The sequence below is a fragment of the Virgibacillus sp. W0430 genome (genome assembly GCF_051846935.1).
In the GTDB taxonomy this organism is placed as follows: domain Bacteria; phylum Bacillota; class Bacilli; order Bacillales; family Amphibacillaceae; genus JBPYCR01.
Genome location: NZ_JBPYCS010000013.1, coordinates 48,088 through 65,009, shown reverse-complemented (window position 1 = coordinate 65,009; position 16,922 = coordinate 48,088). Strand labels below are relative to the sequence as shown.

At 37.1% G+C, this 16,922-nt stretch carries 13 protein-coding genes; 6 read left to right on the top strand and 7 right to left on the bottom strand.

The window, feature by feature from the left end; genetic code table 11:
• Positions 1-91: 91 nt before the first annotated feature.
• From gyrA to dnaA, 7 genes are all read right to left on the bottom strand, one after another.
• Entirely contained in the window at positions 92-2,539 is a 2,448-nt protein-coding gene (gene gyrA, locus ACLIBH_RS08775; RefSeq protein WP_439316340.1) for a DNA gyrase subunit A, read from the bottom strand.
• 153 nt (positions 2,540-2,692) lie between these two features.
• Entirely contained in the window at positions 2,693-4,609 is a 1,917-nt protein-coding gene (gene gyrB / locus ACLIBH_RS08770; RefSeq protein WP_439316328.1) for a DNA topoisomerase (ATP-hydrolyzing) subunit B, read from the bottom strand.
• 187 nt (positions 4,610-4,796) lie between these two features.
• Entirely contained in the window at positions 4,797-5,063 is a 267-nt protein-coding gene (gene remB / locus ACLIBH_RS08765; RefSeq protein ID WP_439316327.1) for an extracellular matrix regulator RemB, read from the bottom strand.
• A gap of 28 nt (positions 5,064-5,091) precedes the next feature.
• Positions 5,092-6,204: a DNA replication/repair protein RecF gene (recF, locus tag ACLIBH_RS08760; RefSeq protein ID WP_439316326.1), complete on the bottom strand. Its 1,113-nt coding sequence runs from the start codon at positions 6,202-6,204 to the stop codon at positions 5,092-5,094.
• Positions 6,205-6,265: 61 nt separating this feature from the next.
• Positions 6,266-6,484: a S4 domain-containing protein YaaA gene (gene yaaA / locus ACLIBH_RS08755; protein ID WP_439316325.1), complete on the bottom strand. Its 219-nt coding sequence runs from the start codon at positions 6,482-6,484 to the stop codon at positions 6,266-6,268.
• 766 nt (positions 6,485-7,250) lie between these two features.
• Entirely contained in the window at positions 7,251-8,387 is a 1,137-nt protein-coding gene (gene dnaN, locus ACLIBH_RS08750; protein WP_439316324.1) for a DNA polymerase III subunit beta, read from the bottom strand.
• A gap of 185 nt (positions 8,388-8,572) precedes the next feature.
• Positions 8,573-9,925: a chromosomal replication initiator protein DnaA gene (gene dnaA, locus ACLIBH_RS08745; RefSeq protein ID WP_439316323.1), complete on the bottom strand. Its 1,353-nt coding sequence runs from the start codon at positions 9,923-9,925 to the stop codon at positions 8,573-8,575.
• Positions 9,926-11,103: 1,178 nt separating this feature from the next.
• On the opposite strand from dnaA, the gene rpmH reads away from it, so the two are divergent.
• The 6 genes from rpmH to mnmG all read left to right on the top strand — a co-directional run bounded on the left by rpmH (position 11,104) and on the right by mnmG (position 16,897).
• Positions 11,104-11,238: a 50S ribosomal protein L34 gene (gene rpmH / locus ACLIBH_RS08740; RefSeq protein ID WP_069717992.1), complete on the top strand. Its 135-nt coding sequence runs from the start codon at positions 11,104-11,106 to the stop codon at positions 11,236-11,238.
• A gap of 146 nt (positions 11,239-11,384) precedes the next feature.
• The gene (rnpA, locus tag ACLIBH_RS08735; protein ID WP_439316322.1) at positions 11,385-11,726 is read left to right on the top strand and encodes a ribonuclease P protein component; all 342 of its coding nucleotides are present in this window, start codon (positions 11,385-11,387) and stop codon (positions 11,724-11,726) included.
• A 62-nt stretch (positions 11,727-11,788) separates the two neighbouring features.
• Positions 11,789-12,553 (top strand): YidC family membrane integrase SpoIIIJ, encoded by a 765-nt coding sequence (gene spoIIIJ / locus ACLIBH_RS08730; protein WP_439316321.1) that lies wholly within the window; start codon positions 11,789-11,791, stop codon positions 12,551-12,553.
• Positions 12,550-13,164 carry an RNA-binding cell elongation regulator Jag/EloR gene (jag, locus tag ACLIBH_RS08725; RefSeq protein ID WP_439316320.1) on the top strand — a complete coding sequence of 205 codons (615 nt, stop codon included), beginning with the start codon at positions 12,550-12,552 and terminating at the stop codon, positions 13,162-13,164. Before spoIIIJ ends, jag begins: the two co-directional genes overlap by 4 nt.
• 319 nt (positions 13,165-13,483) lie before the next feature.
• Complete coding sequence (mnmE, locus tag ACLIBH_RS08720; RefSeq protein WP_439316319.1) at positions 13,484-14,860, top strand: tRNA uridine-5-carboxymethylaminomethyl(34) synthesis GTPase MnmE; 1,377 nt, start codon at positions 13,484-13,486, stop codon at positions 14,858-14,860.
• 150 nt (positions 14,861-15,010) lie between these two features.
• Positions 15,011-16,897 (top strand): tRNA uridine-5-carboxymethylaminomethyl(34) synthesis enzyme MnmG, encoded by a 1,887-nt coding sequence (gene mnmG / locus ACLIBH_RS08715; RefSeq protein WP_439316318.1) that lies wholly within the window; start codon positions 15,011-15,013, stop codon positions 16,895-16,897.
• The last annotated feature ends 25 nt before the right edge of the window (positions 16,898-16,922 follow it).

Here is a 16,922-nt window from a genome sequence, read left to right as displayed (position 1 = left end):
TTTAAATATTATAAAAATTAGGAAGGATAAACAAGGTGATTCTCCAGCTTTTTACATGCTAATCGAATCACCTCGTTATTTATTAGATCTATTATTCTTCGTTCTCTGTCGATTCTTCTATCTCATCGTTCTCAACTTCTTCTACTTCATCCGTTTCTTCCTCACGATTAACTTGGGCAACGGTTGCAACCTCTTCATCGGCTTGCAAGCGTATAAGCCGTACACCTTGCGTATTCCGTCCTGTTTGAGAAATACTGTCTACTGGGATACGAATCAATACACCTGCGACTGTAATTAACATCATATCTTCTTCACCGGTTACTGCCTTCACTGCAACGACATGTCCGGTCTCATCTGTTAATTTACATGTAAATATACCTTTTCCACCACGATTTGTTTTACGATACTGTTCTTCAGGTGTTCGTTTTCCTACACCTTTATTCGTTACATGGAGGACTTGCATATCCTTTTCTAAAATCTCCATTGAAACAACTTCATCTTCTTCACGTAAGGTAATCCCACGAACGCCAGCAGCCGTCCTCCCCATGGAACGCACTTGTTCTTCTTCAAAGCGAATTAAATAACCTTGCTTTGTTGCAATCATAATATCTTTATTACCGTCCGTTAAACGAACAGATATAAGTTCGTCCTCATCTCGTAGGCCAACCGCAATTAAACCGCCTTTACGTATATTGGCAAACTGAGATAATGGAGAGCGTTTCGATATGCCGTGCTTCGTTGTAAAGAATAAGTACCAATCATCGACAAAGTCTTTCACAGTAATTACTGCGTTAATCCATTCATCTTTTTCTATTTGCAGTAAATTTATAATAGGCAAGCCTTTAGCTGTACGACCAAACTCTGGTATTTCATAGCCTTTAGCTCGATAGACTTTCCCTTTGTTTGTAAAAAACAATACCGTATTATGTGTCGATGTAGATACTAAATGCTCAACAAAATCATCCTCATTCGTTCCCATTCCTTGAATACCGCGACCACCTCGGTTTTGTGTTCGATACGTGGAGGAAGGAAGGCGTTTAATATAGCCTTGATGGGTCAGTGTAATGACGATATTTTCTTCTGGAATCAAGTCTTCATCCTCAAAGAAGTCAACGCCACCCATTACAATTTCTGAGCGTCGTTCATCATTGAACCGTTCCTTAATTTCAGTCAATTCTTCGCGAATAATTTCTAATACTTTTTCCTCGTCTGCCAAAATTGCTTTTAGCTCTTTAATGAGCTCGATTAATTCATTGTATTCTGTTTCAATCTTTTCGCGTTCTAGTCCTGTAAGGCGCTGGAGACGCATATCTAAAATTGCTTGTGCTTGTTTTTCGCTTAGTTTAAAACGCTCGATTAAGCCACTGCGGGCAATTTCGGTTGTTTTAGAATTTCGAATAAGCGTAATAACTTCATCTAAATGATCAAGTGCGATTCGTAACCCTTCTAAAATATGTGCACGTGCTTCTGCTTTACGTAGCTCAAATGCTGTTCGACGTGTAATAATGACCTTTTGGTGATCGAGGTAATGCTGTAAACACTTTTTAACCGTCAGCACTTTTGGCTGCCCATCGACAAGTGCGAGCATATTTATTCCAAAAGTAGTTTGTAAGGATGTATATTTATATAAATTATTTAAAACAACATTTGCATTTACATCTCTGCGCAATTCCATTACGATGCGCATACCGTTTCGATCGGATTCATCTCGTAAGTCGGTAATACCTTCAATTCGTTTTTCGCGAACATGCTCCGCAATTTTCTCAATTAACTTAGCTTTGTTCACTTGATAAGGCAGCTCTGAAACGATAATCGTTGATGTGCCATTTTTATTTTCTTCAACATGTACCTTTGCGCGAATCGTTATTGATCCACGCCCTGTTTCATATGCTTTGCGAATACCGCTCCGTCCAAGAATAAGTCCTGCTGTTGGAAAATCAGGGCCATGAATATGATTTTCCATTAATTCTTCGACTGTAATTTCCGGGTCTTTACTTAGTGCAAGTACAGCATCAATCGTTTCTCCTATATTGTGTGGTGGAATGTTCGTTGCCATACCTACCGCAATTCCTGAGGATCCGTTAACGAGTAAGTTCGGAAACCTTGCTGGGAATACAACTGGTTCCCTTTCTGCACCATCATAGTTATCCTGATAATCAATCGTATCTTTATTTATATCCCGTAATAGCTCCATCGACAGCTTAGACATTTTTGCTTCCGTATACCGCATTGCTGCCGCTGAATCACCATCTACCGATCCAAAATTCCCATGCCCATCTACGAGCAAATACCGGTGACTAAAATCTTGAGCCATACGTACCATCGCTTCGTATACAGCGGAGTCACCATGCGGATGATACTTCCCGATAACTTCCCCGACAATCCGTGCCGATTTTTTATATGCTTTGTCCGCATGCATACCAAGATCATGCATCGCATACAAGATACGGCGATGGACAGGCTTTAACCCGTCACGCACATCGGGAAGCGCACGAGATACGATTACACTCATTGCATAATCGAGAAAGGAAGTCCGCATTTCTTCACTTATATTTATTTCTTCTACATTTGGTCTTTCTTGCTTCACTATCAGATTACCTCCTAATCAACGTTAGCAGTTGAATGTGAGAAGTTTTGCTTGTACGTTCGCATGCAAGTACTCTACGCATTCACTCTCCAATTGACTCTCTATTTATACATCAAGGTTTTGTACGTACTGTGCATTGCCTTCTATAAAGTCCCTGCGTGGCTCTACTTTATCGCCCATTAATATATTAAACACTTCATCCGCATCAATTGCATCTTTCAATTTTACTTGCAACAATGTTCTCGTTTCAGGATCCATCGTTGTTTCCCATAATTGCTCTGCATTCATCTCTCCTAGACCTTTATAGCGCTGAATGCCTGGCTTTGGTGATTTTGGAAGCTGATTTAAAATTTCCTCCATCCCTTGTTCATCGTAAGCGTAATGTGCAGCTTTTCCTTGCTGTATTTTATAAAGTGGTGGCTGGGCAATATATACATAACCATGTTCTATTAATGGTTTCATATAACGATAGAAGAACGTAAGTAATAACGTTCGAATATGCGCCCCATCAACATCTGCATCGGTCATAATAACGATTTTATGATATCGTGCCTTCGTAATATCGAAATCCTCAGCAATCCCTGTACCGAGCGCTGTTATCATCATTCGAACCTCATTGTTCGATAAAATTCGGTCAAGGCGCGCTTTTTCAACATTTAATATTTTCCCACGTAAAGGCAAGATTGCTTGGAAATGGCGATCTCGTCCTTGCTTTGCTGAGCCCCCAGCCGAATCCCCCTCTACAATATACAATTCACTAATTTCTGCGTCCTTTGAGGAACAATCGGCTAATTTCCCCGGTAAATTGGAAACTTCTAACGCACTTTTTCTCCGAGTCAATTCACGTGCCTTACGTGCCGCCATTCTAGCACGAGAAGCCATCATTCCTTTTTCCACGATTGTTTTTCCAACGGACGGATTTTCAAGTAAAAATTTAGAAAATTCCTCACTAAATACTTGGTCGGTAACAGTACGTGCATCGCTATTACCGAGCTTTGTTTTTGTCTGCCCTTCAAATTGTGGATCTGTATGCTTAACCGACACAATCGCCGTCATACCTTCTCGGACATCGTCACCTGTTAAGTTTTGATCATCGTCTTTAAACAAGTTGCTCTTTCTTGCATAATCGTTAATTACCCGTGTTAGCGCAGTTCGGAAGCCAGACTCATGTGTTCCGCCTTCATACGTATGAATATTATTAGCAAATGAATATAAATTGCTCGCATAGCCATCGTTATATTGAATCGCTATTTCTACGGATATATCTTGCGCTTCTCCTTCTGCATAAATTGGTTCGTGTAATACATCCTTCGTCCGATTCATATACTCAACATAAGAGCGAATACCGCCCTCATAATAATAATCAATTGGCTCTTTATCTGTACGTTTATCTTGAAACGTAATCGTTAATTGCTTGTTTAAAAATGCAAGCTCCCTTAATCGATTCGCTAAAATATCATAGTCAAAAACCGTTGTTTCGGTAAAAATTTCAGGATCTGGTTTAAAATGAATAACGGTTCCCGTATGATCCGTTTCGCCAATTACTTTTAAATCGCCCTTTACAACCCCACGCTCAAATAACAAATGGTGTATTTTCCCTTCGCGATGAACAAATACTTCTAATTCCGTTGACAAAGCATTAACGACAGAAGCACCTACACCATGCAGCCCACCAGATACTTTATAGCCGCCGCCACCAAATTTACCACCTGCATGTAAGACGGTCATAATAACTTCAACAGCAGGCCTACCCGAGTCTTCATGCGTATTAATTGGTATCCCGCGCCCATTATCTTTTACAGTAATACTGTTATCCTGCTCCACGATGACATGAATATGATCACAATACCCTGCCAAAGCTTCATCAATACTATTATCGGTAATTTCCCAAACGAGATGGTGGAGTCCTTTTTCATTTGTTGATCCGATGTACATGCTTGGTCGTTTTCTAACTGCTTCAAGTCCTTCTAGCACTTGAATCTGGTCTGCATCATACGTTTGTTCTACAATTTTATCTTCCATAAGAAAAACCCACCTACATTTCTTAAAAACTAATTTATTTTAAGTTAAATTTTTACAACTCATTTTCTTGTTTGTTTTAAAAAAGTTTCAAGTCCGTTAATTCAACCTAGAAACGATTGCTGCTTTATTTCAACCTTACCGTAAGAACTTTCGTATCGTTTTCTTCTATCGGATACGTATTCAAGTATCAATCAAAATAATCCGTCGTGTTAATTGTAGAAATCATGCTCGATCTCTTTTTTAATGTCGGAATAGAGAGTGTACTGTAGTAAATAAAGTCATCTGTAATGACAATTGACTTTGCTTCTCTTTTAGTGCCTTTAATTTTCCTTCGTTCTCTAGCAACTTGCATCATCTCTTTTATAATGGATGAGGATTGAATCAAATTACGATCAATAATAGATATAATATCTTTCGATTGGAGTACGTAATCATTACCGATATGGACGAACATGGTTTCCCTCCTGGTCATATTTTAATGATTACGGCACAATTATCCCATTTTCAACATGAAATAATTCTGCTTTTTTCAATGTTTCATGGTAAATGCCGTCGACACTTGTAGTTGAAACAAACGTTTGTACTTTCCCTTGAATCGTACTTAGAAGATGCGACTGTCTGTAGTCATCCAACTCACTTAAAACATCATCAAGTAAAAGAACCGGGTATTCACCAATTTCATTTTTTATTAGTTCAATTTCCGCAAGCTTAACCGATAATGCTGTCGTTCTTTGCTGTCCTTGTGAACCGAATGTTTTAACATTTTTTCCATTAACTAAAAATGTAAGGTCATCGCGATGAGGGCCGATTAAAGTTGTTCCTCTATCAATTTCACTTTGCTGCATTTCCTGGAATCGTTTCGTATATGCTGTATTTATTTTCTCCTTGTTTGCAGCTTCTGATACTTCAATCGTCGGTTTATACTTTATTTCAAGCTGTTCAAGCTGGCGGCTTATTTGTAAATGAATGGGACAGGCCCACTTCCGTAATAAATGTAAAAAGGCAAACCTACGCTCCAGTAACGTAACGGCCTGTTCAATTAATTGCTCCGTTAAAATATGCAGCATTGTTATATCCTGCTGTTTTTGACGCTGCAATTGCTTTAATAAATGGTTGCGCTGTTTCAATATTTTTTGATATTGGCCTAAATGGTAAATATAAGCAGGTTGAATTTGTCCGAGCTCCATATCGATAAAACGACGCCGTAGCTGAGGTGAGCCTTTTACTAAAGCTAAATCCTCTGGAGCAAACATGACGATATTCAATGCACCAATATAGGCGCTCAGCCGTTTTTGTTCAATTCGATTTCGCTTTGCTTTTTTACCTTTATCGTGAAAAATCATCTCTAATGGAAACGAACGGTCGCCTTTATGAATCATGCCTTCAATTTTACAAAAATCCTTATCCCATTGGATTAGTTCATTATCCCTTGGGGTCCGATAAGAACGGGTGAAAGCCATAACATAGATAGCTTCCATTAGGTTTGTTTTTCCTTGAGCATTTTCACCAATAATGACATTAATTTTATCATCGAATGAAAGATCGAGCTTTTCATAATTTCGATAGTTCCGTAATTTTAATTGATCAATGTGCATGCAAATTCCTCTTTTTTGCATCTTCTATCTTTATGCATCGGTTAATTAGAAATAAAGTCCTTTATTCTTTATGTACAACGATAAATTTTCCTACTTCTCCAACAGCTACAACATCATTGGGATACAGCTTTCTTCCACGACGGTGCTCCAGCTCTCCATTAACGTATACACCCTCATCCTGTAAAAAGGCTTTAATCATGCCTCCAGAATCAAAGATGTTGGCTAGCTTCAGCAGTTGGCTCAATGTAATATACGGGGTATGAATCGGTATTTTTTCCACATTCTCACCAAATTTCTTTCATTAGTATATGTTTTGAATATTATTCGTACGGATAAATGCCTTAAATCGCTTATTATCCTATTTTACTAAAGATTTCATGTTTAGGGAAGGTAATACCCTTAATTATAAATTAAACGCTTAAATTGCCTGTAAATTGTTTTTTGCTCTGCCTATTTTAAACGTGTGAGGGAAATAAAGTTGAATTGAGTAATGAATCTCAAGTTTTAAAAGGGAAGACGAAATTGTATGAGTAAAATGTTTGTTGGGGAACAGATGCACGAATCTAACTAGATAATATGTGATCAATTTTATTTCGAACGATATACACATGAATAGCACCGTTGATTTTCACTGCAGGTGGATGCTTTCCGCGGGCACGGCTTCAGCCTCCTCGGAAGAAAACCACTTACTGCGGGGTCGACGCTTGCTGTTCCCTCTGGAGTCTTCGTGTATATCTACTGCGGTCGGTAGGAATCAACACTAAAATTAACGAATACAAAGAGAGGTTTTTTAACTTCTTAAAATAACACCGACAAATACTTGACTCAATCGACGAAATTTAAAATCTGTTAAACATGTTAAACAGCTAAAACTACGAAAGGTATTTGCCACTGCTTTTTATAAAATGCACGTATGCCGATATATTTCGCCATGAACATATAAAAAAGAGAAGTGAAGGAATGTCCTTCTACATTGAACATCCTACCTTCTCTTTCTAGTTATTAAGTTATTAAAATTAGTGCGTTATTTTTAATTAGAAAAAGATTTAAAATGTGCGAACAGGAAGGATCAATTGCAGAACATTAGAATCTTCTTCAGCAGGAGTAATAATAAATGGTCGCATTGCTCCTGTAAAGTTAATTTTTACTTCCTCACATTCAACTGCTTTTAGTGCATCGAGCATATATTTCGAGCTAAAGGATATTTTTAAATCTTCTCCATCTATTTCACGTACTTTTATTTCTTCAGAAACTTTTCCAATTTCCGGCGAATTGCTCGTTATTTCGATGACTGCGTTTTCCTTTGTTTCCAATTGCACAACATTATTTTCTTCTTTTGCAAGAAGTGAAGCTCGATCAATAGTATTTAACAATTCTTTCGTATGTACATGGATAAGTGTTTTACTTTCGTTCGGGATCAAACGGGATGTTTCTGGATAGTTGCCATCTAATAAACGGGATAGAAAATAAACATTTTTCGTATGAAACAATATTTGATTATTCATCATACTTATTTCTACTGGTTCATCGGTATCGTGTAAAATTTTGTTTAATTCATTTACGCTTTTTCCAGGCACGACAATACTGGAAAACTCCGTTGCTGCTTCTTGAACAGGTGCTGTTCTTGAAGCGAGACGATGACTGTCTGTCGCAGTAAAGCTTAACGTATTGTCTGCGAGCTTCATATTAATTCCAGTAAGAATTGGACGTGTTTCCATGGAGGATACAGCAAAAGCTGTTTGTTTAATTAAGTTTTTAAGTAAAGCAGATGGCATTTGAAAACTCTCATCTGTTTGGAATTTTGGTAGCTGTGGGTAATCCTCGCTATTCTGTCCATTTAACGTAAATACTGCTTTACCTGAACGAATTGTTACAATTAGTTGATCATTTACTTCTAATTCGACCTGTGGATCAGGTAATTTACGGATGATCTCAGGAAAATAAGGGACTTGTAATACGATACTCCCCTCTTCAATATTTTCTACAATTGTTTCTCCGTCTATCTCTGTCGGAATAAACGATTGAATTGAAATATCCGAATCACTTCCTGTTAAAGTAATTCCTTGTTTTTTCGCTTCTATTTTCATCCCTGACAAAATAGGAATAACCGATCGTGTTGAGATTGCTTTTACAACATCTTGAATGCTTTTTAGTAAATCGGATCGTTGAATACTAAATTTCATTATGTATTCCTCCTTAATATGAAAATCGTTATATATATTATTTTATTATAATATAGTAATAATAGTAGTAAGGGCTGTGAATATGTGGATAACCGCCTGGAACAAGCATTGCGAACTAGTTTTCCACATGTAGATAACTTGTTCATAACGGGCTGTGGTTTTCAACAGTATTCACAGGTCCTAAATTAAAAGCTTTTTAGTTTTTCTTTAATTTCTTCTAGTTCAACTGCTAATGATTCATCGCTATCGAGCATTTTACTTATTTTCGTATGGGCATGGATTACAGTCGTATGATCACGGCCACCGAACTCTTCTCCGATTTTTGGCAATGATAAATCAGTAAGCTCTCTGGAAAGATACATTGCTATTTGTCTTGGAAACGCAATTGATTTCGTTCTTTTCTTAGCCAAAAAATCCTCTAGCTTAACTCCGTATTTTTCCCCGACGACTTCTTGGATCGCTACAACTGTTATTTTTTTCGGTTTATTATTCGGAATAATATCCTTTAACGCATCTACCGCTAGAGACGTGTCAATATCTTGATTAATTAAAGAAGAATAAGCAACAACACGAATTAACGCACCTTCTAGCTCTCGAATGTTCGTATCAATTTGATTGGCGATATAGAGCATTACTTCATTTGGTATATCAACCAATCCTTCAGCTTTCGCCTTTTTTGTTAAAATAGCAATTCTAGTTTCCAAATCAGGTGGTGTGATGTCGGTAATTAATCCCCATTCAAAACGTGATCGTAACCGATCCTCTAATGTTGGTATTTCCTTAGGTGGGCGATCACTGGAAATAATAATTTGTTTATTTTCTTCATGCAACGTATTGAACGTATGAAAAAATTCTTCCTGTGTTTGCTCCTTGCCAGCTAAAAATTGGATATCATCAACGAGCAATACATCAACATTACGGTATTTGTTGCGAAATGTACCGGCTTTATTATCCATAATTGAATTAATAAATTCATTTGTAAATTTTTCCGACGATAAATAGACAACATTCGCCTGCGGATTATGTTCTTGTACATAATGGCCGATTGCATGCATTAAATGTGTTTTACCTAAACCTACACCACCATAAATAAATAATGGGTTGTACGATTTCGCTGGAGCTTCTGCAACAGCAAGTGAAGCTGCGTGGGCAAAACGGTTTCCTGTACCAATAACAAACGTATCAAACGTATATTTTGGATTTAGCATACTTCGCTGTGTCTGTTCTTTTTGTTTCGCCTTTTTATCTTTATCCTTTCGTTTTGTTTCGTCTATTGCACTTAATTCAGCTGATTCTGGAATAATGAACTTTGCTTTAAGATGGGCACCTGTTATTTCATGCAATATATCTGCAATTAAATCTGTATAATGCCCTTCAAGCCAATCTTTGGCAAATTCATTAGGAACACGAATAACAATCGTATCTCCGTTTAAGTCGGATGCCTTCGTATTTTTTAGCCATGTTTCAAAACTAGGCTTGCTTATTTTAGTTTCTATCTTTTTTAGTGCAGCCATCCATAATTCTTCGACATTTTCCAAGATGATTCCACCTTTTTATCATAATGAATAAATGAAGGGTATAAAAAGCCTCTCTCAATCTTTCAAATCAGTATGCAGGCAAGAAAGATGGAAAGGCTATTTCACGTTCATTTGTAATGGTATTTATATATGTAATCAGGAGTAAGTACTTTACATGTTACCTGATCGAATAATAAATAAAAGGGTAATAGTTTTTAATTTTTATCTGTGTATAAAAATAACAGGAACCCAGCTCGGGTTTAACATGTTATTTACATTATCCACAATACTGGGGATAACAACGTAAACAAGGAGTGAATAATTACTAACAAATTATCCACAGGTTGGGGATAATTTGAAGAGGGTTACGAGTTTTCAACAGATTAAAACATAATAATCGTACCAAATAAACAGTATGATTGCAATGTTTTTTTACACTTATCCACATATTCCGTTCATTGTTGACATTTTTTGTCCACACGGTATGATTTTGTGCAAAACTTGTCGATAAGAAGTGTGAATATTTTTTTGTGTTTAGCATAAAATAAATAGGTTGTTGATAAGTGTATGAAAAGTGGGGACGGTACCTTAGAGATAGAAACGCTATGTTAAATTCATAAATCATAGTCGTCTTTTTAATAGTAAAATGAGTCATAACGAACGAATCGCATAAAAAAAGCTTTTAATTATTCGCTTGGTTCTTGAACAAAAATAGTTGTCTTCTGGAGAGGATGTATATAAGCCCGCATAATAATATAGGTAAGTTCGGCTTCATTAGAGAAGGCTAATTTTTGAGATTAGTACTAGAGGAGCAGTACGATCAATGCTTTTTTTACATTCGACTTGTTCGAGTCGTTCGCTAAAAATAGAGAATGATAAAATAAACAGGTAAACATTACTCTATAAAAGAGCGTTTTATTACGTATCGGGGCTGTTTAAGTAGCAAGCTTTTAAAATGAGAGTTGACAGTTGCTATGTATTTTACGTATAATTAGCAAGAATGTTTTTCAGCAATTTATATTTTATTTTATAGATAAAGTATAATATGATATAGAAAAGGCTTAAATTAAAAGGTAACGTGCGTAGCTTAGGGAGATTTCTTTCCTTCTGCATACTTGATTACTTGGGAGTACATCCAAGTGGACAAATACATGATTAGCTGCTTTTTCTAAGTTTTAATCCTCGGGAGGTGCAGATTAATGAAAAGAACATTTCAACCGAATAATCGTAAAAGAAAAAAAGTACATGGTTTTCGCTCTCGCATGAGTACGAAAAACGGACGTAAAGTTTTAGCACGTCGTCGTCGCAAGGGTAGAAAAGTATTATCAGCATAGGCCACTGAATTGTTTTATCAGTGGTCTTTTTCCACTTTTTATTTTCTTGTTCCATGCGCTTATAAACGTAGAATAAAGGGTAAAATAAAGAGTATAGCTAATGAGCGTAGAACAGGCACGTTAATTGGAAATTGTTGGTGATAGTTATGAAGAAAGCGTATCGGATCAAACGTAACGAAGAATTTCAGTATGTTATGCAGGAAGGCAATTCGTTTGCTAATCGGCAGCTCGTTATATATTTTGTGGAAAACAATGCGCAGCATCATTTTCGTATTGGGCTATCTGTAGGTAAAAAGCTTGGAAATGCAGTAACTCGTAATCAAATTAAACGATATTTGCGACAAGCTTTTTTAGAGTTAGAAGATAAAATAAAACCGACTGTGAATATCGTAATCATTGCTCGACAGCCTACAGTACATATGGATTTCCATCAAATAAAAAAGAGTCTTGCCCATTTATTATATAAAACACGTCTATTTAATGATTAACCATTTTACATATATGTTAAAGATACGATGGTAAAATGTTGCCAATGTTAGGAGGAAATGGTTTGCGTAAAAAGGTCTTTTTTATTTTGACCTTAATTGGTTTACTTGTCTTGCTCTCCGGATGTATGGACATAAATGAACCGATTAATAGTGAAAGTACAGGGATTTGGAATGAATGGTTTGTCTATCCGTTGTCTCAAGTAATTATGTATTTTGCGGAATTATTTAATGATGATTATGGCTTGTCTATTGTTGTTGTAACAATAATGGCGCGTTTATTGCTATTGCCATTGAATATTAAGCAATTAAAAAGTTCAAAAGCAATGCAGGACATTCAACCAGAATTAAAAGAAATTCAAAAGAAATATAGCTCAAAAGATGCGAATACACAGCAAAAATTACAGCAGGAGACGATGGCTCTATTTCAGAAGCATGGCGTTAATCCGCTTGCAGGCTGTCTACCTATTTTTGTACAAATGCCGATCTTAATAGCAATGTACCATGCGATAATGCGTACAGATGAGATTACAGGCCATACCTTCTTATGGTTTGCTCTAGATTCACCGGACTATATTTTACCAGTTATTGCTGGAGCGGCAACATTTTTCCAACAAAAGCTTATGATGGCTGGCAGTCCAGCTGCTCAAAATCCTCAAATGGTGGCAATGCTTTATATTATGCCGATAATGATTACTGTTTTTGCATTTTTCTTCCCTGCAGCTTTAGCTTTATATTGGGTTGTAGGTAATATATTTATGGTTGGACAAACGTTATTAATTCGAAAACCGATGATGAAGGATGCTCATACAGGAGGAGACAAAAAGTGAGAGAAATAACTGCTAGTGGACAGACGTTAGAAGAAGCGGTCCAATCAGCATTAGAGCAGTTAAACACAACGAGGGACCAAGTAGAAATTGAAGTAATTGATGAAGGTAAGAAGGGATTTTTAGGCTTGTTTGGATCTCGAGCGGTCGTTAAAGTGAAGCTTGCCAAAAATAATATTGCGGAAACAGAAGCATTTATTGCAAATGTAACGAATAATATGGGCGCCAAAGTAGAAATAAAAACGACTGTTGCTAATACTCATGTTACGTTTGAATTAAGTGGTGAAAAAATTGCACTATTAATTGGTAAACGAGGTCAAACGTTAAATGCGCTACAATATTTGGTTCATTTAGTATTAAATAAAAACACGAAGCAATTCTATACAGTGACGTTAGATGCAGAAGGCTATCGTCAACGCAGAAAAGAGACGTTAGAGACACTTGCATTAAAAATGGCAGATAAAGCAGCTCGATTAAATAAAAAAGTTGCGTTGGAACCGATGCCTGCATTTGAAAGAAAGATCATTCATAACGCATTGCAAGGAAATGCGACAGTCTCTACGTATTCAGATGGCAGAGAGCCGCATCGTCACATTGTTATAAAACCATCTTAAAAGTAAGTAATACAACCTTGGGAAACCAAGGTTTTTTTTATTGCTATTTAACGAACTCACGGTGTGCTCTAAAAGGTGAGTCTATACGTGAAGGAGGCCTTATGACCGCTTTTGGAAAGTGGAGTATATTTCCGGATCAGAGCCAATTATTCACATGTGGATAATTGGCTCTGATTATACGAATTATTTTTAAATGAATTGTATTGTGGATAACTTTATTTTTTTAAATTTTTATGGTAATCTAGTTTGTTAGTGGATAGAAAAATTATGAGTGAATATAATATATTTTTTTATAAATAAAATAGAGGAGGTGAAGGGAATGGATATGGATACGATTGCTGCAATATCGACACCTATAGGAGAAGGAGCAATTGGTATTGTTCGCCTAAGTGGGGAGGAAGCCGTATCGATTGCCGCACGTCTTTTTAAAGGGAAAAATTTAGCAAAAGTGCCCTCTCATACAATCCATTATGGGAAAATTATTGATCCTTCTACAAATCATGCTGCAGAAGAAGTAATGGTATCCGTCATGAAAGCACCAAAGACCTTTACGAGAGAAGATGTTGTTGAAATTAATTGCCATGGTGGGCTTGTTGCTGTCAATCGTGTATTGGAAATCGTTTTGCAACAAGGCGCTCGGTTGGCAGAGCCCGGCGAATTCACGAAGCGGGCTTTTTTAAACGGTCGAATCGATTTGTCCCAAGCAGAGGCAGTTATGGATATCATTCGTGCAAAAACAAATAAAGCGATGCAAGTAGCGCTGCATCAAATGGATGGACGTCTCTCTCGTTTAATTCAAAGCTTGCGACAAACATTACTAGAAACGGTAGCTCATGTTGAAGTGAATATTGATTACCCAGAATATGATGATGTTGAAGAGATGTCACATGAATTAATGGAAGTGAAAACGAAGGAAGTTTTTGCAGAAATTGAACGTATTTTGCAAGTGGCAGAGCAAGGGAAAATTTTGCGAGAAGGAATTAAAACAGCTATAATCGGTCGCCCGAATGTCGGTAAGTCTTCGTTAATGAACGCATTTGTACAAGAAAACAAAGCAATCGTAACAGACGTTCCTGGAACTACTCGTGATATTATCGAAGAATATGTAAATATTCGTGGCGTTCCATTACGTTTAGTTGATACTGCAGGAATTCGAGAAACAGAAGATATTGTGGAAAGAATAGGAGTAGAACGTTCTCGTGAAGTTTTACAGGATTCGGATTTGATTCTTTTCATGCTGAATTACAACGAAACATTAACAGAAGATGATTTTGCTATATTTAAAGCGATTCGCGGATTAACGTTTATCGTTATCGTTAATAAAACGGATTTAGACAAGCGATTAGACCTTAATAAAGTAAGCGAGCTAGCTGGAAACAATCCAATTATTACTGCTTCCGTTCTTCATGAGGAAGGGATTGATAAGCTAGAAACAGCGATATCTACTATATTTTTTGCTGGAGCCATTGATGCAGGGGATTTAACGTATGTATCGAACGTACGACATATTCAATTATTAAAGCAGGCAAAACAAGCACTTGCAGATGCAATGCAAGGCTTAGAGCTAGGTATGCCACTGGACATCGTTCAGATTGATGTAACTCGTACGTGGGAATTTTTAGGAGAAATAATAGGCGATACGGCAAGTGACGCTTTAATTGATCAATTGTTTTCGCAATTTTGTTTAGGAAAATAATGCAATTGTTTTACACAGGGTAGAACGTATACAATCAAATTTTTAATGCGGGCAAGTGAAGAGCTGCACACTTCCTCATTGCTTACGTTTGCAGCAAATTAATAAGCAAGCACGATAATTTGGATACTAATAAAGGAAAGGGATGAAAACATGACGTACAACGCTGGCAAATATGATGTAATTGTAATTGGTGCTGGACACGCTGGCTGTGAAGCAGGAATTGCTGCTGCCCGTATGGGTGCAAACACCTTAATGCTCACATTGAATTTAGATATGATCGCTTTTATGCCTTGCAATCCATCACTTGGGGGGCCGGCTAAAGGAATCGTCATCCGAGAAATTGACGCGCTCGGTGGCGTTATGGGGAAGGTTATTGATAAAACATATATCCAAATGCGTATGCTAAATACAGGCAAAGGACCTGCTGTTCGTGCATTGCGTGCGCAAGCGGATAAACCGCTCTATATTCAAGAAATGAAAAAAGAAATTGAAGCACAAGAAAACCTAACATTGAAACAAGCAATGGTAAATGAATTGATTGTTGAGGACGGTGTTTGTAAAGGAGTAATAACAGAAACAAATGCAGCGTTTTATGCGGATTCTGTTATTATAACGACAGGAACGTTTATGCGTGGAAAAGTCTTAATTGGTGATTTAGAGTATGAGAGTGGCCCGAACAACCAACGCGTTTCTGTCAAGCTATCGGAAAATCTAGAAAAACTTGGCTTTGATTTGACACGGTTTAAAACAGGTACACCTCCACGGATTCATAATCAATCGATTGATTATTCAAAAACAGAAATCCAACCAGGTGATGAAAAAGCCCAAGGATTTTCTTATGAAACAACTCAGTTTATAACAGATCAAATTCCATGCTGGTTAACGTATACAAATGAATTTACACACGAAGTTATTAATGAAAACTTAGGATTATCAGCGATGTATTCAGGAATGAAGCGAGGAACAGGTCCACGCTATTGCCCATCAATTGAAGATAAAATTGTCCGGTTTAATGATAAGCCACGTCATCAAATATTTTTAGAGCCGGAAGGGCGCAATACAGAAGAAGTATATGTCCAAGGTTTATCGACATCATTACCGGAGTTTATCCAAGAAAAATTAATAAAATCAATTGACGGATTAGAAAATGCTCAAATTATGCGTCCAGGCTACGCAATTGAGTATGATGCTGTTATTCCAACACAGCTGTGGCCGACATTGGAGTCGAAGCACCTTCCAGGTTTATTTACAGCTGGACAAATAAACGGAACATCTGGTTATGAAGAAGCGGCCGGACAAGGAATTATGGCAGGTATAAATGCCGCAGCAAAAACATTAGGAAAAGAACCGTTTGTACTGGATCGATCACAAGCATATATTGGTGTGTTAATTGATGACTTAGTGACAAAAGGGACACGAGAGCCGTATCGTCTCTTAACATCACGTGCAGAATACCGCTTATTACTTCGTCATGACAATGCGGATATTCGTTTAACGGAATTAGGATATGAGCTAGGATTAATTTCAGAAGCACGTTACAAAAAATTTGTCGAAAAAAAGCAATCGATCGAAGCAGAAAAAAAACGTCTTGCTGCAACGGTAATTAAACCGACTGAGGACATACAACGTCTTTTGAAAGAAGCGGATAAACAACCTTTAAAAGAAGCTGTTAAAGCGTACGATTTGTTAAAGCGTCCAGAAATTAACTATGAGTTACTTGAGCAATTGCTTGAAACAACCGTTGATTTGCCAGCTGAAACTAAAGAACAAGTAGAAATACAAGTTAAATATGAAGGGTATATTAAAAAGGCAAACGATCAAGTGAAACGGATGCAAAAAATGGAAGACAAACGAATTCCAGAAAAAATTGACTACGATGCAATTCATGGATTGGCATCTGAAGCAAAAGAAAAATTAAAAAGCGTACAACCATTGTCCATCGGCCAAGCTTCTAGAATTTCTGGGGTAACCCCTGCCGATGTATCAATTCTTGCTGTTTATATTGAACAAGGGAATGTAGCTAAGCAAGCGAATTAAATTAGTTTTGATAGGAGATAAGTCG

What these genes read in the sequence shown, in the direction of transcription:
- gyrA (WP_439316340.1), bottom strand. Translation starts at nt 2,539, where the DNA reads ATGCGGACTTCCTTTCTCGATTATGCAATGAGTGTAATCGTATCTCGT.
- rnpA (WP_439316322.1), top strand. Translation starts at nt 11,385, where the DNA reads ATGAAGAAAGCGTATCGGATCAAACGTAACGAAGAATTTCAGTATGTT.
- dnaN (WP_439316324.1), bottom strand. Translation starts at nt 8,387, where the DNA reads ATGAAATTTAGTATTCAACGATCCGATTTACTAAAAAGCATTCAAGAT.
- gyrB (WP_439316328.1), bottom strand. Translation starts at nt 4,609, where the DNA reads ATGGAAGATAAAATTGTAGAACAAACGTATGATGCAGACCAGATTCAA.
- mnmE (WP_439316319.1), top strand. Translation starts at nt 13,484, where the DNA reads ATGGATATGGATACGATTGCTGCAATATCGACACCTATAGGAGAAGGA.
- mnmG (WP_439316318.1), top strand. Translation starts at nt 15,011, where the DNA reads ATGACGTACAACGCTGGCAAATATGATGTAATTGTAATTGGTGCTGGA.
- rpmH (WP_069717992.1), top strand. Translation starts at nt 11,104, where the DNA reads ATGAAAAGAACATTTCAACCGAATAATCGTAAAAGAAAAAAAGTACAT.
- remB (WP_439316327.1), bottom strand. Translation starts at nt 5,063, where the DNA reads ATGTTCGTCCATATCGGTAATGATTACGTACTCCAATCGAAAGATATT.
- recF (WP_439316326.1), bottom strand. Translation starts at nt 6,204, where the DNA reads ATGCACATTGATCAATTAAAATTACGGAACTATCGAAATTATGAAAAG.